This is a genomic window from Neobacillus niacini (assembly GCF_046591715.1).
Taxonomy (GTDB): Bacteria; Bacillota; Bacilli; order Bacillales; family Cytobacillaceae; genus Neobacillus; species Neobacillus niacini_L.
Map to the genome: position 1 here is coordinate 171,721 of NZ_JAWVNQ010000004.1, position 19,699 is coordinate 191,419.

A 19,699-nucleotide genomic window follows, 5' to 3' on the forward strand; every position below is an offset into this window, starting at 1 on the left:
TGCTATGTCATTTACGAATCCCGGATATAAGATTCCCCGAAGGTCAGTAGTTGGTCATGAGGGAGAATGGGTGAAATCATTCGATCCACCGAAGGAGAGTCCGCCAACACCCGAACTCTTGAATCCAACGAATCCAGTTCCTGCTTTTGTCGCCGCAACGATTCCTGGTGCAACAAATCTAATTCCTTTTACTCAAAGACTCCACTTAATGCACGGTACGGATCTCACCATGTGGGATGGCAGGAAACTAGGATTCTTTTTCATCCAAAATCCTGATGTTCCTGAAAGTGCTAACGGATCCTTTCCTGGTCCAACAGTTAGAATTCCACGCGGTGTTGTCTTTCACGGAGAAGTTTACGGTCACGGACAACCGCCCCACACCATTCACTGGCATGGAATTGAGCCTACTGCCATGAACGATGGGGTGGGTCATACGTCTTTTGAAGCTGGAGAATACACATACCAATGGCAGCCTAATCATATTGGCAGTTATTTCTATCATTGCCATCGCAGTACGATTCAGCATTTTGAATTTGGACTATATGGGTTTCTGATTGTCGAACCACCAGATGCTTATGACCCAAGTGATGGGAAAAATGTAGGCGGTTATCCACGCCGAACCGCTGCCAACCTATCGAAATATCCTAATTTTCCTGGATTTATTGGCGGAAATCTAGAAAGCGGTGATCCACATGCTATGACGGTCCCTTATGATGTCGAAGCTCTTTGGGTCATTGATGACATAGACTCGGCTTGGCGTGAACAGGCAGATCATGCGCATCAAACTTTTCCAAAAATGGGTGATGAACCTGGCGTAAATGATGATTTTCATGAAAATGATAGTGGTTCTTACGATTTCTTTGCATTTCATGATTACAATCCTGATTACTTTGTTGTTACGGGTGTTAATTTCCCAGGCAGAATCGGAAGTACCGTATCAATACGACCAGGATTAACGGTTCCCGCTGCCTTAAATAGTGGTGTAGCTGGTATGCAGATTTCTGTTAATGCTAGGAGAAATCAGACCATCCTTGTCCGACTGCTGTGCGCTGCTTATACCAAGGTCAAGGTTACCTTTCCTATTGATGTTGTCGTGATTGCACTCGACGGCCGGTCTCTAGGAGTCCCCCCGTTTGGCCGCTATAATCAGCCATATACAGTACCTGCTGGAAAACCGATTGAAATGTCTACCGCCCAGCGGTTGGATGTGCTGATAAGATCCAATCGGTCACTCAGCTCTTTTGGACAGATTGAATATAGACACCATTTAAGCGATGCATTCCTCTTAAATGGAAGAATACCAATTGTAATAAAATAACATAAAAGAAGTCCTAAGTGCTCCTCGACACTTAGGACTTCTTTATTCTTAGCTGATTTTTTTGATTGAATCACTAACCGTTTTAATCATAAATTGAATATCTTCCAGTTCAATGTTTAATGGAGGTGACAGTGCTAATACGTTATTGTAGCCTGCTACGGTGGCACCGTTTTTACCAATTAATACCCCCTCCTGCTTACAGGCAGCGATTACCTGATTAACTAATGCAGCATCTAAAGGCTCTTTTGTTTTTTTATCCTTAACTAATTCAATTCCAATTAATAGCCCCCTGCCGCGGACATCACCGACATATGGATGATTTTTCAGGAGATTCCTTAACTCATTTAATACCTGATTTCCAAGGTCACGCGAGCGGTCAAATAAACTTTCCCTCTCCATAATCTCCAGGTTCTTTAGCGCTAAGGCGCAGGCGGCAGGGTTTCCTCCAAATGTATTAACGTGACGGAAATAATCATATTCCTCTGTACCCTTAAAGGCTTCATAAATTTCTTTCCGAACAGCGGTAGCCGAAAGCGGTAAATACGCACTTGTAATACCTTTTGCCATGGTGATGATGTCAGGCTTAACATCATAATTCATAAAGCCAAAAGGCTTTCCGGTTCGTCCGAACCCACAGATTACTTCATCAACAATTAAGAGCGCACCGTGTTTTTCACAAACCTGTTTAGCTGCTTTCATATAGCCGTCTGGCGGTACTAAGATTCCCCCGCCGGTAATGATGGGTTCCATTATCATTGCGGCTATCGTCTCACTCAGTTCCCATGTCATAGTCCGGTCGATTTCTTTTACCGATGAAAGTTCCATCGGATTGTCTACATTGGTATCGTCCCGATAGGAATCCGGCGGAGCTACATGTATAAACCCTGGAGCTAACGGCTCGTATTTATATTTTCTCTGTGCCTGCCCTGTTGCAGCCAAAGCTCCCATCGAATTCCCATGATAGCCTCGATATCGTGAGAGTATTTTGTACCGGTTATGCTCACCTCTTTGCTGATGATATTGGCGGACGATTTTAAAAGCTGTTTCATTCGCTTCTGAACCGCTGTTTGAGAAGAAAATTACATATTCATCACCAAGCAGCTCATTTAACTTTTCTGCAAGCTTTATGGCAGGGATATGACTTTGAGTCAGCGGGAAATACGCCATTTCCTTAAGCTGCTCATAAGCTGCATCAGCAAGCTCTTTTCTCCCATAGCCTGCATTCACACACCATAATCCAGCCATTGCATCTAAATACCGTTTCCCATCTGCATCCGTTACCCAAGAACCCTCTGCCTTTTCAGCCACGATGGTTGCATTAGGGTTATAAGGCTTCATCGAATGCCATAAATACTTGTCATCTTGCGAAAGTAAATCCTTATGCGGACGACCTGTTTGAACCATTGATAGTCACTCCTTTTCTATCCATCAAACCGTGATGTAATCATTTTTTTACGTGTATAAAAATTCAAACCATCTTTCCCATTGACATGCAGATCTCCATAAAATGAATCCTTCCAGCCTGAGAAGGGAAAGAACGCCATTGTCGCCGGTACACCAACGTTAATGCCTAACATTCCCGCGTCTGCTTCTTCACGGAATTGCCGGATTGCTTTTGCATTATTTGTATAAATTGTTGCTCCATTTCCATATCTTGATTTTCGAATAAACTCTAAGCCATCATCTAAACTGCTTGCTCTGAGGAGGCTTAAGACAGGTGCAAATATCTCTTCCTTCGCGATTGTCATGTCTGGAGTAACATGATCGAAAATAGTTGGTCCTAAGAAGTTCCCTTCACTATGGTCACTCATTTCCCTGCGGCCATCACGAATTAACTCAGCACCCTCTAGTACCCCTTTATCAATATAACCAAGTACCTTATCACGATGTTCCTTTCGAATCACAGGAGTTAATAACACCTCGTCATCCATTCCATTACCGATGATCAATTCATCTGCTTTTTTCTTTAAAGCCTTCACAAAGGGTTCATTGTCACCGACAACCACCACTGCACTGCAGGCCATACAGCGCTGTCCAGCACTTCCAAATGTTGAAGAAATAATATGCTGTACCGCTTTTTCCATATCGGCATCAGGCATAACAATATGATGATTTTTAGCTCCAGATAATGCTTGAACTCGTTTTCCTTTTGAGGCAGCCCGTTCATATACATACTTTGCAACAGGCTGTGACCCAACAAAGGAGATCGCAGCAATATCTTCATGGTCTAATAATCCATTGACAACATCATGAGCTCCATGGACCACATTCAGTACTCCCGGAGGGGCACCAGCTTCAGAAAACAACTCTGCTAGTCTATTAGCCAAAATCGGGGTGCGTTCAGATGGCTTTAATACAAATGTATTGCCACAAGCAATTGCTAAAGGGAACATCCAAAGCGGAACCATCATCGGAAAGTTAAACGGGGTGATTCCTCCAACAACCCCTAATGGATAGCGGAACATTTCGGAATCAATCTCCTCTGCAATACCGGATAGTGTTTCCCCCATCATCAGTGTAGGTGCTCCTGAAGCAAACTCTACACACTCTATTCCACGCTGAACTTCTCCATACGCTTCTTTGTATGCCTTTCCATTTTCTTCTACAATTAGTCTTGCAAGTGCTTCATGGTTATCGCTTAATAGACTGTGATATTTAAATAGGATACGTGCACGTTTCGGAACGGGAACTCTCTTCCACTTTTCAAACGCTTTTCTTGCAGCTGCTACAGCTAAGTCCACATCTTCTCTCGTAGATATAGGAACTTTTGTCAGTAATTCATTTGTTGCTGGATTTGGCACATTAAGGGTCTGGTTACTGCTTGAACTTACCCATACACCATTAATAAAATTCTGCAGAAGTGTTGTATCTTTTTTGGTCACGCTCATTCGTTTCCCTCCATCATCAACTAAGATAGCTGAACGTTTATAAAATAATTATCTATTATTATAGAAAGTTGTTCATTAGACATTCTGTAAGATAACCTGCTCTTTTTCTTCCACAAATTGAACACTTAGTAAGGTTATTCTATCCATTGTTTTTTATTTTCCATCAAATGAGGTGATAAATAATCCTTAACAAGCAGCATGAATTCGTATGCCACTCGTTTTTCATGATTCATAAAATCCTTACCCAGCAGATTCTCTAACTTTTGGAGGCGGTGATATAAAGTTTGCCTGACAATAAAGAGTTTATTGGCCGTTTCTTGCTTTTGACCATTACATTCTAAATATACTTTTAAGGTTTCTAATAGCTTGCTATTATACTTCTGGTCATAATGAATCACAGGCTGAAGATATTCCATCACAAGTTCTTGTAAATCCATATGCCTGCTCATTTGAGAAATGAGCCGGTATAAATGTAAATCTTCATAGAAATAGGTTGTTTCCTTAGCCATTTCCTGTTGGATTCGCATAGTCTCTTTAGCAGTCTGACAGCTCTTATGAATATCCGTTAATCGTTCAACAAATTTACCTGCCGCCATTAATAATTTGGATGTGCTTTTTTTCTTAAGAAACTCAGAGTCTCTAATAGTCTCGATTGCTTTTCTAAATCGCTCCTTAACATTTTTATTCGCTCGATTATTTAAAAGAATAAAGATCAGTTCATTTCTTTTCTCGATAGATAATATCGCAAATCCATTTTGCTCAAAAACAGATTGGAATAATAACTTTATATACGAAACATCCTGATTCAATTTCTCTGTAAACGAATGCACCTTAGCTAAAAAAACCACAGCTTCTGACGACTTAGGTTTAATACTATGCCTGTGCAAATAATCTTGAATACTGTCTAAAGAATGCTCCCCCTCCAGCCAGTCCTGGAGCCACTCATATTCTTCGGCTCTTTTCTTTTCTTCCATAAATAAATTTCTTAAGTCACTAATTTTCCTATATTGATTGTGAATAATCATGGTATGAATATCTTGGGTAATTTCAACAAATGGAACTTCTTTTTGAAAAATAACAAGGGGGAACCTATGCTGATTAGCAATCCTAATCGCCTCGGCTGGAATCTCTGACAAATAGGTTCCCATTTCAATACATAGGCCTGCTGCATGAATTTCTATCAATTGGTTCAGAATGGAAACAAACAAATCCTCATTTCCTTTCCAAGCAACACCGGTTGATAAAATAAGTTCATCACCATTTAAGAGATTACGGATGTTGGTGACTTCAACAACATGAACCCATTTTACGATCCGCTCCAGACCCTCTTCCCCAGCGATGATGGCCGCTTCTTCAAAATGCTTCCTGGATAATATATCAGAAACCATTAGTGGTAAATGCTCATTCATCCTTTATTACTCCTCTACAAATAAACGAATTCTCAAAAAGGATTGGTATTAGATACCAATCCCTAAAAACTCACTTTATCCCCAAATTCTGTTTGATTAGTAAACTCGAAAAATACTTTCTAGCATTTGCGGTTCCAATAAGCAATGTTGCTGCTTCCATACTTACTGGATGGTAAAACTCTACCGAAGCCCCATCTAAATGCTCATGGACAGCATTAATTCGAAAACCCTTCTGAATTAAAAAATCAAGCTTATCTCTTTCATTAAGATATTGTTGATAATCCGACATTGTACCCTCCTGCAAATAAGAAATTTCATTAATCGAATTTTAAATGGGCCGGTGTTTCTTCTACTACTGACTCATATTCTTCTTCAATGACCCAGTCTCGGCCAACTGAGATTCCTAGATATTTCGCATCACTCGGATCAACAATTTCGGCTTGTTGATACTTCTTAAACCACCAGTATTTTGCCAGTACGTAATAAATAGCTGCTCCAAGCAAGAATCCTGCTAAAAAACCATACTCTGGGACTAAATAGGATATATATCCGCCAATGACCCAAGCAATAAAACCTGCAAGATTAACTCCGCCCCAATATCTAAATTGACCATGATCTTCATAAAGTTCCGGGACATTAACGCGCCTTTTACGGATTAAATAATAATCAGCAAAGAGAATCCCTACAATGGCAGACAATATACCTCCAACAATTAGAAGAATGGGAATGATTATACCAAACAACTCCCACGGTTGAACGATGGTTCCTACAATACCTGCTGTTACAACACCTGCCCAAAATGGAAACTTCGGCCCGCCGACATTAGAGAAAATAGTTGCCGCCGGTACAACATTTGCAGCAGTATTTGTTGACCACTGTGCTAAGACAATCATTAGCAGTAATATCGCAAGAATTATTCCACTTGCCGATTCTTGAAGGGCAACCACTGGGTCTGCATTTAAAACGGCAATATAAGAAACTGCACCAATGATAATCATAAAGGTTTGCGTTATAGGCATAGCGACTAGGTTACCAATTAATGAATTCTTATTTCTCTTAAACCAGTTCTTTTCATTAGCAGGGGCCTTCATGAAGCGTGAAATCGAAGGAATATCAGCACTCAATGTTGCCCAGAACCCCATATTACTAAAAATAACAACCATAAAAGCAGTAAACGCGGCACCACCGGTAACAGGTGATTCTACCCAGCTCCATACATCTCTTCCTGCTGCCTGTGCTTGGTCCGATAAAGAAGAATACATCCAGATAGAGATTAAGATAATGATTGGTGCGGCTAAATCTGCAAATCGTTCAATCGATTTTATTCCTAAAGCAGTATTAATCAACTGAACAATCGCAAAAATAATGAAGCACACAAACCAATTATCAAAACCGAATAATATATTTAATATGCCGTTCATAGCTGTTGCACCAAAATAGGTGTTAATTCCAAACCAAGCGGACGCTGTGACACCCCTAGTGACAGAAGGAATATGGGTTCCAATTGTCCCGAATGGCGCTCTCATATACACAGGAAACGACAAACCATGCTCGATACCAATATCTGAAATTAAGGATATAAAGAATCCAATGGCAAGTGATCCAATAATGGTTGCAAGAATAACAAGCGGCAGTGATAAGCTTTGTACACCAGCTCCACCAATCGCAAAGGTTGCAAGGACAACGACCATTCCGACCCACATAAACGAATAACCTAATTTTGTAATTTTCCTATCTTTTTGTTGAATGGGTAATAAGTCTGAAGACTTTAAGTGGCTTTTTTTCATATGAACACTCCTTATTCGGTTAAAAATAATAGAATTTAATCTTTTAAATTCAAATACCGATTTTATAACAGAGGTTTTAAAGTGCAATTGCCTGCGGCAGGCAATTGCAGGAGTCGTTCAACAATGAATGGAGTAAATAGTATTCTAGGAAATGCTGCTAAATGGATAGTGTTTCATTTTGGTTTACTAGTGTATTTCCATTGTATTTGGCTCTCTTTAAATATCGGCCAGAACCCGGTTTACCAACAAACTGCTTATCACGTACGACAAATTCACCTCGTGATAAAACAGAAACAGGTTCTCCCGTGACTTTCATTCCTTCAAAGGCATTGTAATCAACGGCCATATGATGTGTTTCAGCTGAAATAATCCGCTCTGCCTGTGGATCAAAAATGACAATATCCGCGTCTGCCCCAACGGCAATACTGCCTTTTTTCGGATACAATCCAAATAATTTTGCGGCTCTAGTGGAAGTAAGATCAACAAATTGGTTTAGGCTTATTCTTCCCTTTTTCACCCCCTCAGAGAATAGGATGGAAACACGATCTTCAATGATCGGGCCGCCATTAGGAATTTTAGTAAAATCATCTCTGCCTAAGTCCTTCTGCCCATTAAAATCGAAGGAACATTGATCAGACCCGAGAGTTTGCAGCTGGCCGCTTTTTAATGCATTCCAAAGTACCTCTTGATTCCATTTTTCTCTTAATGGAGGGGACCAAACATATTTTGCTCCCTCAAAATTTGGTCTTTCTAAGTAACTTTGATCTAATACTAAATATTGCGGGCAGGTTTCTCCCCATACATTAAACCCCTTGCTTCTGGCTTCGGCAATTTTTTCTACCGCATCACTACAGGATACATGAACGACATATAATTGAGAGTTAGCCAGCCCTGTCAGCTTTGCTGCTCTTCCTGTTGCTTCCCCCTCTAATTCTGGCGGTCTAGTTAAGGCGTGATAGATTGGATCTTTGTTCCCATCGGCAATGGCCTTTTTCGTTAAATAATCAATGACATCCCCATTTTCTGCGTGTACCATAACAAGTGCTCCATGCTCTTTAGCTGAAACTAGAGTTCGGAAGAGTGTTTCATCATCAGCCTGGAAAACATTTTTGTAAGCCATAAATACCTTAAAGGAAGTTATACCTTCTTCATTAATTACATAAGGAAGTTCATTCAATACATTTTCATTAATTTCTGCAATCATTAAATGAAAACCATAGTCAATGACCGCTTTTTCTTTCGATTTATCATGCCAGGTTTGAATGGCATTCTTTAACGGCTCACCTTTATTTGTTAAACAAAAATCAATAACCGTCGTAGTTCCCCCAAAAGCAGCAGCAATAGTCCCCGTTTCAAAATCATCTTTTGTTACAGTTCCTCCAAATGGCATATCTAAATGAGTATGCGGATCAATGCCGCCTGGAATAACAAGACAGCCTTTTGCGTCTATTACTTCCGCTCCATTCGCGGGGAGATTGGTTCCAATTTGTGATATCTTACCATCTTCTATTAATATTTCTGCTTGAAAGGTATCTGAAGCTGTTACAATCGTTCCATTTTTTATCAGTTTTTTCATACAATTTCTCCCTTCTTTATTTATTACTATCAATCTTACATTCTGCTGCGAGACTTAATGCTGACTGTCTTTCATTCCAAGTCATCGGCGGTAATTCATTCGCGACTTCGATCATATCGATGGCCCCGTCTACCGGACAGACAATGGAACATAAATTACAGCCGACACAATCTTCTTCTCTTACTTTTAGATAATTTCTGCCGTTCTCGTCAGTTAACCTATCAATACATTGATGGGATGTATCTTCACAGGCAATGTGGCACTTATTACAGTTGATACATACCTCTGTATTGATTTTTGCAACGATATTATAGTTAAGATCTAAATTCCCCCAATCCGAATACCTTGGAAGAGCTTTTCCAATGATCTCAGATACTGACATTATCCCCTTACTATCTAAATAATGACTGAGACCTTCAATCATGTCTTCAACTATACGGAATCCGTGGTGCATAGCAGCGGTACAAACTTGAACACCGGTTGCTCCCATTAACAAGAATTCTACTGCATCCTGCCAGTTGGAGATTCCGCCGATACCTGATATTGGGACATTTATATTTGCATGACGGGCACATTCCGCCACCATATTAAGGGCAATCGGTTTTACGGCAGGACCACAATACCCTCCGTGTGCCCCCTTCCCTGCAACATGCGGGATAGTATTCCAAGTATCTAGGTCTACTCCCATCAAACTATTAATCGTGTTTATCATACTGATTGCATCTGCACCGCCTTGACATGCCGCTTCAGCGGTAGCTGTAATATCCGTAATGTTTGGTGTTAATTTTACGATAACAGGTGTTTTTGCAGCCTCTTTCACCCAATAAGTCTGCCGTTCTACCAGAGCTGGTACTTGACCGGAAGCTGACCCCATCCCGCGTTCTGCCATACCATGAGGACAGCCAAAATTTAACTCGAGTCCGTCCACCCCAACATCTTCTACCCTTTTTACTAATTCGTGCCACTTTTCTTGCTTTGGCTCCATCATTAAGGATGCAATGATAGCATGGTTAGGAAATCTTTTCTTTGTTTCATAGATTTCTCTTAAATTTACATCTAAGGGCCGGTCGGTAATCAATTCAATATTATTGAAACCGGCGACTCGCTGCCCGTTAAAACTGATAGCAGCAAATCTGGAGGAAACATTCAGTATTGGATCTCCTAATGTTTTCCACACAGCTCCTCCCCACCCTGCTTCAAAGGCTCTCTGTACCTGGTAACCTGAATTGGTAGGAGGTGCTGAAGCAAGCCAAAATGGATTTGGAGATTTGATCCCTGCAAGATTAATACTTAAATCAGCCATTTGAATTCACCCCTTTATAGAAAAATGCTTTAGTGCAGGAAAGCGCTTACATAAATATATCTATATTTATAGACATTTATTGGGCTGTCTCCACCGCTGAAAGTTGCTTGTGAATGCTATAGGCAGCTAGTTTTCCTTGCTCTGCAGCAGTAACCACCATAGCGTCCCCAATGCCCTTTCCAAAGACGACATCTCCGCAAGCATAAATTTTAGGATTAGAAGTTTGATAGGATTCCTTATTTACCTGGACCACACCACTAGTATGTTGTAATCCAAGTTCCGCAATTAGTTCTAAATGCCTTGTTTGTCCGATTGCTTTAATAACGGCATCAACTGGCAAAACATGTTCAGAGCCTTCAATTGGAATCGGTCTTTTGCGCCCGTCTCTATCTGGCTCACCAAGTTTCATTTTGATACATTCAATCCCGGTTACTCTTCCGTCTTGATCACCAATAATTTTCATCGGTGATGTTAACCAGCGAAATTCTACACCATCTTGTTTGGCAAATTCATATTCGAAATCATAGGCAGTCATTTCATCTCTTGTCCGGCGGTATAAGATTTTTACATTTTCTGCACCCAGTCGTACGGAACAGGTAGCACCATCAATAGCGGTATTTCCCGCACCAATGACAACGACTCTTCTGCCGACAAAATCCATCGATAACCTTCCGCTCTTTGTTTCTTTTACAAACTCAATCGCGTCGTAAACTCCTTCTAGGTCTTCTCCCTCAATTCCTAAGTTAGGTACATGTGCCATACCTGCAGCTAACACAATGCAATCAAATTTTTCAAGGAGTTCCTTTGTAGATATATCCTTCCCAACCCTTGTGTTTGTTTTAATGGTTACATTTAGCTTTTCAACCTGATCTACTTCCCAATAAGAAATGGCCTGCGGGAGCCTAAATGAAACAATTCCATAAGTATTTAATCCGCCAGCTTTTTCTGCAGCTTCAAATATTGTTACATCATAACCAAATCTAGCGAGCTCTCGGGCAGCAGAAAGTCCTGCTGGGCCGCCGCCGACAACTGCAACAGATTTTCCATTTGCTTTTCCAGGTTTAAATAGGGTTTGGTCATTTTTTATTGCCCAATCAGTGGCGTATCTCTGCAGATTTCCAATCATAATCGGTTTTGTGGAATGATTTAATACACACGCCCCTTCACACAACTCCTCGGTGGGACATACTCTCGCACAGCTCGCCCCAACTGGATTGGATGTCATGATCGTTTTGGCAGAGCCCAGTAAGTTTCCAGTCGATATTTTTTTTATAAAAGCAGGGATATCAATGCCTGTCGGACAGGCCTTTATACAAGGAGCATCATAACAATATAGACAGCGATTTGATTCTTCCAAAGCCTCTTGATTTGAAAGAGGAGGTTCTACTTCCTGAAAGTTACGTTCCAAATGTGTATAGGAGATCCGCTGTGTTCTTTCCAATAAAAAACCCTCCTTTTATCTAAAAGTTTATTTTACTGAAAATTCTGCATCTAGCCTTCATTTTACAGCCAGCAAAAATACAAAACATTATACGTATTGTAAAATAATGCTTGTCTTCTACTAACCAATATGTGAACTAGATATAAAAAAACAGATTAGGTGTTGCATTTACTTGATGATGATTTGAAGGGAATTTTCGATGAAAAATGCAGTAATGGATGAGAGATATTCTTGTACTATTCTTAACCTTTTACCAATTTATCACAGATAAAAGAAAAATTTTGTAAATTCCCATCGAACATATAATGAATATATTAGATGAAATGTGATTTTAGTAAATAACTTAAACTCAATGAGAATAAAGGAAAAATGAAGGAAGTGCTAAGAACTCTTACAAACTTCCATAAATTTTTTCCCTAATAAGTTCTCGACATTTGCAAAAAATTTGCCGAATAATTTTGTATATGATTAATGATTAAAGTAACACTAAAAAAATGAAACTTGTAATTACTACCCAAAGGGGTTGTTGGATATGAATGTTCAAGAAATGATATTTGAATTCATTGGCGGCTTAGGTATCTTTCTATTTGGAATAAAGTACATGGGTGATGGACTTCAAAATGCAGCCGGTGACCGCTTAAAAAATATATTGGATCGATTTACAACCAACCCTTTTATGGGAGTCTTAGCAGGCATATTTATTACTGCATTAATACAATCAAGTTCTGGTACAACTGCATTAACAGTTGCTTTGGTAAGTGCAGGATTTATGAAGCTCCGTCAAGCCATTGGTGTTATTATGGGGGCAAATATCGGAACAACAGTTACCGCTTTTATTATCGGTATCGATATCGGTGCGTATGCCCTGCCTATAATAGCTTTAGGTGCTATCTTGCTTTTTTTCTTTAATAAAAGAGCAATTAACGCATTGGGACAAATTGTCTTTGGATTTGGAGCGCTATTCCTTGGGCTTGAATTAATGAGTGGCGGAATGAAACCGCTTCGCTCTTTAGAAGCCTTTCAAGACCTAACAGTTTCAATGAGTGATAATCCGATATTAGGGGTTGTCATCGGGACCATATTCACAGTCATCGTGCAGAGTTCCAGTGCGACAATTGGGATCTTACAGGAGTTATTTGGTACGGGCGCGATTGATCTGAAGGCTTCTCTTCCTGTTCTATTTGGAGATAACATCGGTACTACCATAACCGCTGTCCTTGCAGCTATTGGTACATCAATTTCGGCAAGAAGAGCTGCCAGTGTACATGTAATGTTTAATTTAATAGGTACCTTCATATTTATGATTTTATTAATTCCGTTCACAAATTTTATTGGCTATCTACAGGGTGTTTTGAATTTAAATCCAGAAATGACCATCGCTTTCGCTCACGGTATCTTTAATGTCAGCAACACGATTATTCAATTTCCCTTCATTGGTGCACTCGCGTGGATTGTAACCAAGATTATACCAGGAGAAGAAAAACATGTTGATATGACCGTTCAACATTTAAATCCAAAGTTAATTGAACACTCACCATCCGTCGCCTTAGGACAAGCTAAAGAGGAAATTTTGCGCATGGGAAGTTTTGCAAAAGACGGACTAGCTGAAGCGATACATTTTTTAAATACACAAGATAAAAGTAATGCGTCACTTGCTTATCAATATGAAGAAGCGATTAACAAACTAGATAAGGCCATAACCGATTACCTTGTTAAAGTTTCTAAGAGTTCGTTAACTCCTGAACATTCTGAAGAACATATGAATTATATGAATATTATTAGAGATATCGAGCGTGTGGGTGACCACACGGAGAATATCATAGAGCTTCTAGAACTGAGGACTACTCGTAAAGCACCGTTATCCGCTGATGCTTTAGGTGAATTAAATGAAATGTTTCAATTAACGCTGGATACGCTGAATCATGCACTAGAAGCACTTTCAAAAAAGGACTTAACTCTTGCAAATGAAGTGCTCTCTAAAGAAGTGAAAATAGACCAAATGGAAAAAGACTTCCGTAAAACACATATTCTCCGTCTAAATGAAGGAGCATGTACCGGAGACGCCGGTATTCTTTATGTAGATGTTATTAGTAATCTCGAGCGTATTGGTGACCATGCAGTAAATATCGCTCAAGCAGTCCTTGGTGAACAAAAAGCACCAAATGTAAGTAGTTGACGTGATTAAAAAGGGAATCATTCGTTATGAATGATTCCCTTTCTTCAGCTTATACCTTTCCCGATTCTGATAACCCAATCATTGATTCTATTTCATTTGAAAGATAAACATGATTGCCTAATTTTTTTGACTGCGCAACAAAGGACATCGCAGCTGCCACTTTCCTTGCTTGTATACCTCGATATGGAAGGAGCGGGCCAATCATGAGTTTATTCATTACCCCGCTAGACTTTTCTGCTATTTTCTCTCCAAGTCTGAATTCACTTCGCTCTCCTAATAATAATGAAGGTCTAAAAATATGCAGGGAGGGCAGGTTTAAACTAATCAGCGCAGCTTCTAGGTCCCCTTTTACCCGACTGTAAAAGAATAATGACTTAGGATCGGCTCCCATTGAGCTAATTACCAAAACCTTTTCAGCGCCGTTTTCTTTTGCTAATTTTGCAGCCGCAACAGGATAATCGTAGTCTACCTTACGAAAGGCCTCCTTTGTCTTCGCTGCTTTAATCGTTGTCCCCAAGCAGCAGAAAATATCTGTCACCTGAAATAATTCAGTATATTTATGTAATTCATTGAAATCAATAATATGCTCTTCACATATGGCAGATTCTAGATCAATAGGTCTCCGAACTAATAACCTTATTTTTTCATATTGTTCTGATTCATTTAAGATCTTTACTAGTTCTTTACCAATAAGACCCGTTGCTCCAAGAACAAGAGCTGATTTTTTAGTTGAAATCATTGAATTCTCCTCTCAAACATTCACTTTGTTATCCTGCTTAATTGAATTATAATTGTAAAAAACACCATATTCTATATATGAACGAAAAAGGATGAGGTTTCATGAAGTATGAATGGCGAAAAAAAGATAAAGAACTGTACCTTCCTGGTGCCAAACCCAGTAAGCTTGTCGTACCACCGATAAAATACTTTACCTTAACTGGAAAAGGCAACCCTAACAGTGAAGCATTCAAGGAAAGTGTAGAGGCCTTATATGCATTATCATATGCAATACGGATGATGCCGAAAAAAGGAACAACCCCCGAGGGTTATTTTGAATATACTGTTTTTCCTTTGGAGGGTGTTTGGGATCTGGATGAAATTGGAAGACAATTAGATTATTTAGATAAAGACAGGTTTGTTTATAAATTAATGATTCGCCAGCCTGATTTCGTAACAGAAGATCTTTTTTTAATTGCCAAAGAATTATCTGCTAAAAAAGTGTCAAAGACCTTGTTAGAGTCTGCAAAATTTGAAGTAATTGAAGAAGGATTATGCGTCCAAAGCCTTCACCTTGGAGATTACGACAGCGAACCGGAAACTTTTTCAAAAATGCATGACTTTTGTTCTGCCAATCATCTAACAAGAATAGACAAAAGGCATCGTGAAGTGTACATAAGTGACCCAAGAAAAACGGAACCTGCGAAATTAAAAACTGTCCTTCGTTTTAAAGTAAAGTAACGCTTGGGAGTCCCAAGCGTTTTTCATTATTTTAACGGTATTAAGGGACTTTAGCTGGCAGGATTTTTAATACTTTCAACTAAATGTGTTAAGAACTGGTGAATTATCTGAAATGCATTATTCAAAGATATATCTTCTTGGAAACCCCGAACATAATTTAAAGCAAAATTTAAATCCCATAACCCATCGGCTTGACTGAACATTAAATCAAATTTCGCTTCATCTCCATGTAAAGACTGATTAAACTGTTCTTTTAGCACTTTTTCAAACTTCTTTTGAAGTTTTAAGCCAAGCATGACATCATATGTACCAAACACATCATCAACCTCTAAAGACACACCCTCTACTCCAATTTGTTCAAACAATATAGACTCAACATAAATAAATTCATTTTTATGTTCTTTCAGGTATGTAATAGGCTGGTTTAGAAAACCCGACGATTCATTGGCGATCATCGTTTCTGTTTCCTTGCTGCAACGCTCAATATACGAATCAGTAAAACTAATATTCTGTTTGTTCTCCATCCTAATCCTCCTATAATAACTTTTCCCACTTTTAATATAGAATGATGTTCCATGAAAAAGCAAATTTTCCACCATTAAAAAACGTCTAAACCCACTAGAGCTTAGACGTTTTTTATTAGTTTTCTACAAGTTTATTTACTACTTTTTCTCCAACAGGGTTCTCTTCCCTGCTTTCATCTGCTTTTTGAACACGTTTCATAAAGAAAGCAAGTATTAGGGCAACAGCTGCAATAAAGACGGATATTAGAAAAGCAAAATTGATTCCATCTAGTGTCGCACTCATCATAATTTGCTGCTTCATTTCAGCTAAAGCTGCCTGCGATGGCTGTTCAGTCAAGTTAGCCATTGCCGCATCGCCTAGTTCTTTTGCCTTTGACTCAGCACGGTTAGACATAATAGTCACCAATAATGCTGTCCCTATTGCACCAGAAACCTGCTGAAGTGTATTGTTCATCGCAGTACCATGAGGGTAAAAGCGTGCAGGCAGCTGGTTAAGACCATTTGTTGACACTGGCATCATAACCATTGACATCCCAAACATACGAATTGTATATAGAAAAATTAATTGAAGGTATGTCGTTTCTAATGATAATCGGCTGAAAAAATAGCTTGTAATAACTGTGATGGTTAACCCAGTAATGGCTAATACTTTACCGCCAAATTTGTCAAATAATTTACCGGTTACAGGTGACATAACAGCCATTACAATCGCTCCTGGGAGCATCAATAGACCTGCATCAATAGGAGATATGCCTCGAATTGTCTGAACGTAAATTGGCAGCAATAGCATCCCTGAGAACATTGCCATTGTAAGCACCATAGAGATAGCCGATGATAAAGCGAACATAGGGTACCTAAAGATCTTATAATTAAGCATTGGTTTATCTTGTTTTAATTGGCGTAAAATCGATAACAGTAAGGAGATAGCTCCTATTAAAATGGTTAGGTAAACTTGAGGACTATCCCAGCCCTGTTTCCCAGCTGAACTGAATCCATAAAGTAATCCGCCGAATCCAACACTTGTTAGGATAACGGATACGAAATCAAGGTGAATATCCACTTTTTCCTTCTTATCTTTTAATAAGAAGAAACCGATTAGTAAGATAACCACAGCGATCGGTGTTACAAAATGAAATAGCATTCTCCAGTCATAATGTTCAATTAACCAGCCGGATAATGTTGGTCCAATAGCTGGGGCGCCCATTAATATTAAACCAAATACTCCCATGGCTGCCCCGCGTTTTTCAATTGGGAAGCTTACTAACATTACATTCATTAACAGCGGCATCATGATCGCAGAACCAGCAGCCTGTGTCATCCTGCCTGCTAACAAAACAGGAAAAACATGTGCAACCCCTGCAAGGATAGTACCTGCTGTAAATAGCCCCATCGCTGCTAAGAAGAGTCCCCGGACGGAATATTTTTGAATTAAAAAAGCAGTAGTTGGAATTAATACTCCATTTACTAACATAAAGCCTGTCGTCAACCATTGTACAGTTGATGCATCAACTTCTAAATCAGCCATTATGGATGGAAGTGCAATATTAAGTAAGGTATTATTTAAAAAAGCAATAAAGGCCCCTATCATTAAGATGGATATAACACCATATGGCGGCCGTATCGTTTCGGTTTTAACGTGTTCCATGTTCATTTACCCCCTATAAACCCTTTGTACATTTTTTTATACCTGTGTTTCATGCTTTATCAATAATATACCGTCAGTTCATTTTTTGCAATAAAAAAACACTTCTTAATTATAGGTTTGTAATAGACGTCTTTATCATGTAGTATATTTTTATACAGTTAGTATAATTTCGAATTAAAGGTGATAAAGTGAACCAACGGAAGCAGCATGTTATTAATAAGGCTCATCAATTATTTATAGAAAAAGGGTATCATGCTACATCAATTCAAGACATTTTGGACTTTAGCGGAATCTCTAAAGGAACCTTTTACAAATATTTTTCATCAAAAAGTGAATTATTAATTGCTATTTATAAGGCCATTTTTAAAAACCTCCAAAAAGATAGAAATGATTTATTAATTGGGAAAAGCCCTTCAGATATTGAAGTCTTTATAAAGCAATTAGAATTGCAAATGATTTCTAATAGAAAAAATAAGTTAATTGCTCTATATGAGGAAGTAATGTCGACGAATGATGCAGATTTGAAACACTATATCCGTCTAACACGATTGCGTTCACTTCGATGGATGTTCAGCAGGTTTATTGATATCTTCGGTGAAAAAAATAAACCATACTTACTGGATTGTGCCATCATGTTTCAAGGACTTATGCAGCACAATCTCCAATACAACCGCTTAGCTAATGATTCCAATGAGAAAATAAGCAGTGTCGTCAGATATAGTGTGAATCGATTAATTAAATTGGTTGAAGAAGTCGCTGAATCTGATGAACAATTACACCCGCCAGAACTATTGGTCAAATGGCTCCCAGGGCTGGAGAAAAATAATCATGAATTAATTGATCAATTTCATAAAATTGTAAGTCCAATGAGAAATTGTATCCCTAAACACTTTCAAGATAAAAACGACCAAGAAAAATATCATGAACTGCTAGATTTCATCCAAGAAGAAATTTTGCACACCAGGTCACCAAGAAAGTTCCTAATCGAAAGCGCCCTTCAAACACTGCAGAACACTACAGCACATATCTGGGATCAAGAGGTTCTTCAGTTAAACAAAATCATAACTGCCTTCTTTCAACAATTCGAGACAGATAAAGAAGAACAGTAAAATAGACAATTTTATCAGGAGAATTTTAAAGACTGAGCATTTGCCCATGCATTTCTAGATACTTTTACGTAAATTAGTAAAAAACATGTTCTTTTACTATTTAGAGGAGGTGCAAAAATGGGAGAATTATCGACAGAAAAGAACCAAACTTATGTTTTACAGGGTAATGGTTCAATATTTGATTCTTCCAAATTTTGGGGTAAGGGACTAAGGCATAGGAATACCCTGAGTCTAGATCAAGATTTAGAAAAACAGCCAGAGATAATACAAACAATTGATTCAATTGACCCTGCTCCGAAAGAAAAAATAGACAAATCAAGTTTTAGTTCTAGCAATGTAAAACTCTACGAGACGATAAGCGGCCATTTCATTATCACTAGGGGCTGGGAAGACAATAATATGTCTGTATATAAAATTCGCAGAAAAAACCTCTAAAACAAAAGGAAGGAGTTCAATAACTCCTTCCTTCTTGTTTTATTCTTTTTTTACAAAAGTACTCGGCATAATGACAGCTACTACTTCACCGCGGGCACAAAGCTCATTATTTGCAAATACCTCTGTTTCTACCCTGAATTTCTTAGGGTGTATTTCATGAACAACTCCAATAGCCTTTAAAGGAACTCCATGTGGAGTAGGCTTAACAAAGTCAACATTTAATGAAGCGGTGACAAATCTAGGTGGTTCCGTTCCCTCTCCTGCCTCACACCCATTCTTTTTATGCAGCGCTAAAGATGCTGACCCTGTTCCATGACAATCTATAAGGGATGCGATAACGCCTCCATATACAAATCCCGGGAGTGCTATATGTTCGGGTTCAGGTGAATAAATCGTTATTGTTTTTTCTCCCATCCAGCCTGTCCGAAAATGGTGTCCAGGCTTATTTAATCTGCCGCAGCCATAACACCAGGCAAAATCATCAGGATAATCATCTTGAATGGCATGCTCTACAATTTCTTCCATGTTCATACCCCCTTTTTTAGAAAATTATAACATATCGTTCCTTTTTTTAAAGTCAATCAAAGTCAACTTAACCTTGAAATTAACCTATTTGTTAAGTATTCTAAT

At 38.9% G+C, this 19,699-nt stretch carries 17 protein-coding genes; 5 read left to right on the forward strand and 12 right to left on the reverse strand.

The window, feature by feature from the left end; translation table 11 throughout:
* The first annotated feature begins 4 nt into the window (after nucleotides 1-4).
* Entirely contained in the window at nucleotides 5-1,318 is a 1,314-nt protein-coding gene (locus tag SFC47_RS13120; protein ID WP_411254739.1) for a multicopper oxidase domain-containing protein, read from the forward strand.
* Between the two features lie 48 nt (nucleotides 1,319-1,366).
* Here SFC47_RS13120 and SFC47_RS13125 read toward each other — a convergent pair whose 3' ends face one another.
* The 8 genes from SFC47_RS13125 to SFC47_RS13160 form a co-directional block, all read right to left on the reverse strand.
* The gene (locus tag SFC47_RS13125) at nucleotides 1,367-2,722 is read right to left on the reverse strand and encodes an aspartate aminotransferase family protein (RefSeq protein ID WP_411254740.1); all 1,356 of its coding nucleotides are present in this window, start codon (nucleotides 2,720-2,722) and stop codon (nucleotides 1,367-1,369) included.
* A 17-nt stretch (nucleotides 2,723-2,739) separates the two neighbouring features.
* Nucleotides 2,740-4,206, reverse strand: coding sequence for a CoA-acylating methylmalonate-semialdehyde dehydrogenase (locus SFC47_RS13130; RefSeq protein ID WP_411254741.1), 1,467 nt, complete (start codon nucleotides 4,204-4,206; stop codon nucleotides 2,740-2,742).
* A 134-nt stretch (nucleotides 4,207-4,340) separates the two neighbouring features.
* Complete coding sequence (locus SFC47_RS13135; protein ID WP_411254742.1) at nucleotides 4,341-5,615, reverse strand: PucR family transcriptional regulator; 1,275 nt, start codon at nucleotides 5,613-5,615, stop codon at nucleotides 4,341-4,343.
* Between the two features lie 70 nt (nucleotides 5,616-5,685).
* Nucleotides 5,686-5,904, reverse strand: a complete 219-nt coding sequence (locus SFC47_RS13140) for a hypothetical protein (protein WP_411254743.1) — start codon at nucleotides 5,902-5,904, stop codon at nucleotides 5,686-5,688.
* A gap of 28 nt (nucleotides 5,905-5,932) precedes the next feature.
* The gene (locus tag SFC47_RS13145) at nucleotides 5,933-7,402 is read right to left on the reverse strand and encodes an NCS1 family transporter (protein WP_411254744.1); all 1,470 of its coding nucleotides are present in this window, start codon (nucleotides 7,400-7,402) and stop codon (nucleotides 5,933-5,935) included.
* Between the two features lie 157 nt (nucleotides 7,403-7,559).
* On the reverse strand, nucleotides 7,560-8,978 hold the full coding sequence (hydA, locus tag SFC47_RS13150; protein ID WP_411254745.1) for a dihydropyrimidinase: 1,419 nt from the start codon (nucleotides 8,976-8,978) through the stop codon (nucleotides 7,560-7,562).
* A 16-nt stretch (nucleotides 8,979-8,994) separates the two neighbouring features.
* Nucleotides 8,995-10,281, reverse strand: a complete 1,287-nt coding sequence (preA, locus tag SFC47_RS13155; RefSeq protein ID WP_411254746.1) for an NAD-dependent dihydropyrimidine dehydrogenase subunit PreA — start codon at nucleotides 10,279-10,281, stop codon at nucleotides 8,995-8,997.
* A 76-nt stretch (nucleotides 10,282-10,357) separates the two neighbouring features.
* Nucleotides 10,358-11,722, reverse strand: coding sequence for an NAD(P)-dependent oxidoreductase (locus tag SFC47_RS13160; RefSeq protein WP_411254747.1), 1,365 nt, complete (start codon nucleotides 11,720-11,722; stop codon nucleotides 10,358-10,360).
* Nucleotides 11,723-12,248: 526 nt separating this feature from the next.
* On the opposite strand from SFC47_RS13160, the gene SFC47_RS13165 reads away from it, so the two are divergent.
* Complete coding sequence (locus tag SFC47_RS13165; RefSeq protein ID WP_411254748.1) at nucleotides 12,249-13,898, forward strand: Na/Pi cotransporter family protein; 1,650 nt, start codon at nucleotides 12,249-12,251, stop codon at nucleotides 13,896-13,898.
* A 49-nt stretch (nucleotides 13,899-13,947) separates the two neighbouring features.
* Here the strand turns inward: SFC47_RS13165 and SFC47_RS13170 are convergent, their stop codons facing one another.
* Nucleotides 13,948-14,637, reverse strand: a complete 690-nt coding sequence (locus tag SFC47_RS13170; protein ID WP_411254749.1) for an oxidoreductase — start codon at nucleotides 14,635-14,637, stop codon at nucleotides 13,948-13,950.
* 101 nt (nucleotides 14,638-14,738) lie between these two features.
* On the opposite strand from SFC47_RS13170, the gene SFC47_RS13175 reads away from it, so the two are divergent.
* Nucleotides 14,739-15,356, forward strand: a complete 618-nt coding sequence (locus tag SFC47_RS13175; protein WP_411254750.1) for a GyrI-like domain-containing protein — start codon at nucleotides 14,739-14,741, stop codon at nucleotides 15,354-15,356.
* A gap of 50 nt (nucleotides 15,357-15,406) precedes the next feature.
* Here the strand turns inward: SFC47_RS13175 and SFC47_RS13180 are convergent, their stop codons facing one another.
* On the reverse strand, nucleotides 15,407-15,880 hold the full coding sequence (locus tag SFC47_RS13180) for a branched-chain amino acid aminotransferase (RefSeq protein ID WP_411254751.1): 474 nt from the start codon (nucleotides 15,878-15,880) through the stop codon (nucleotides 15,407-15,409).
* A 115-nt stretch (nucleotides 15,881-15,995) separates the two neighbouring features.
* On the reverse strand, nucleotides 15,996-17,525 hold the full coding sequence (locus SFC47_RS13185) for a DHA2 family efflux MFS transporter permease subunit (RefSeq protein WP_411254752.1): 1,530 nt from the start codon (nucleotides 17,523-17,525) through the stop codon (nucleotides 15,996-15,998).
* Between the two features lie 188 nt (nucleotides 17,526-17,713).
* On the opposite strand from SFC47_RS13185, the gene SFC47_RS13190 reads away from it, so the two are divergent.
* Nucleotides 17,714-18,634, forward strand: coding sequence for a TetR/AcrR family transcriptional regulator (locus tag SFC47_RS13190; protein WP_411254753.1), 921 nt, complete (start codon nucleotides 17,714-17,716; stop codon nucleotides 18,632-18,634).
* Between the two features lie 117 nt (nucleotides 18,635-18,751).
* Nucleotides 18,752-19,069 (forward strand): hypothetical protein, encoded by a 318-nt coding sequence (locus SFC47_RS13195; protein ID WP_411254754.1) that lies wholly within the window; start codon nucleotides 18,752-18,754, stop codon nucleotides 19,067-19,069.
* A 39-nt stretch (nucleotides 19,070-19,108) separates the two neighbouring features.
* Here the strand turns inward: SFC47_RS13195 and SFC47_RS13200 are convergent, their stop codons facing one another.
* Complete coding sequence (locus tag SFC47_RS13200) at nucleotides 19,109-19,594, reverse strand: PaaI family thioesterase (RefSeq protein WP_411254755.1); 486 nt, start codon at nucleotides 19,592-19,594, stop codon at nucleotides 19,109-19,111.
* Nucleotides 19,595-19,699: the final 105 nt, after the last annotated feature.

What these genes read in the sequence shown, in the direction of transcription:
- SFC47_RS13170 (WP_411254749.1), bottom strand. Translation starts at nt 14,637, where the DNA reads ATGATTTCAACTAAAAAATCAGCTCTTGTTCTTGGAGCAACGGGTCTT.
- SFC47_RS13200 (WP_411254755.1), bottom strand. Translation starts at nt 19,594, where the DNA reads ATGGAAGAAATTGTAGAGCATGCCATTCAAGATGATTATCCTGATGAT.
- SFC47_RS13195 (WP_411254754.1), top strand. Translation starts at nt 18,752, where the DNA reads ATGGGAGAATTATCGACAGAAAAGAACCAAACTTATGTTTTACAGGGT.
- SFC47_RS13145 (WP_411254744.1), bottom strand. Translation starts at nt 7,402, where the DNA reads ATGAAAAAAAGCCACTTAAAGTCTTCAGACTTATTACCCATTCAACAA.
- SFC47_RS13185 (WP_411254752.1), bottom strand. Translation starts at nt 17,525, where the DNA reads ATGGAACACGTTAAAACCGAAACGATACGGCCGCCATATGGTGTTATA.
- SFC47_RS13130 (WP_411254741.1), bottom strand. Translation starts at nt 4,206, where the DNA reads ATGAGCGTGACCAAAAAAGATACAACACTTCTGCAGAATTTTATTAAT.
- SFC47_RS13175 (WP_411254750.1), top strand. Translation starts at nt 14,739, where the DNA reads ATGAAGTATGAATGGCGAAAAAAAGATAAAGAACTGTACCTTCCTGGT.
- hydA (WP_411254745.1), bottom strand. Translation starts at nt 8,978, where the DNA reads ATGAAAAAACTGATAAAAAATGGAACGATTGTAACAGCTTCAGATACC.
- SFC47_RS13120 (WP_411254739.1), top strand. Translation starts at nt 5, where the DNA reads ATGTCATTTACGAATCCCGGATATAAGATTCCCCGAAGGTCAGTAGTT.
- SFC47_RS13180 (WP_411254751.1), bottom strand. Translation starts at nt 15,880, where the DNA reads ATGGAGAACAAACAGAATATTAGTTTTACTGATTCGTATATTGAGCGT.
- SFC47_RS13140 (WP_411254743.1), bottom strand. Translation starts at nt 5,904, where the DNA reads ATGTCGGATTATCAACAATATCTTAATGAAAGAGATAAGCTTGATTTT.
- SFC47_RS13125 (WP_411254740.1), bottom strand. Translation starts at nt 2,722, where the DNA reads ATGGTTCAAACAGGTCGTCCGCATAAGGATTTACTTTCGCAAGATGAC.
- preA (WP_411254746.1), bottom strand. Translation starts at nt 10,281, where the DNA reads ATGGCTGATTTAAGTATTAATCTTGCAGGGATCAAATCTCCAAATCCA.
- SFC47_RS13135 (WP_411254742.1), bottom strand. Translation starts at nt 5,615, where the DNA reads ATGAATGAGCATTTACCACTAATGGTTTCTGATATATTATCCAGGAAG.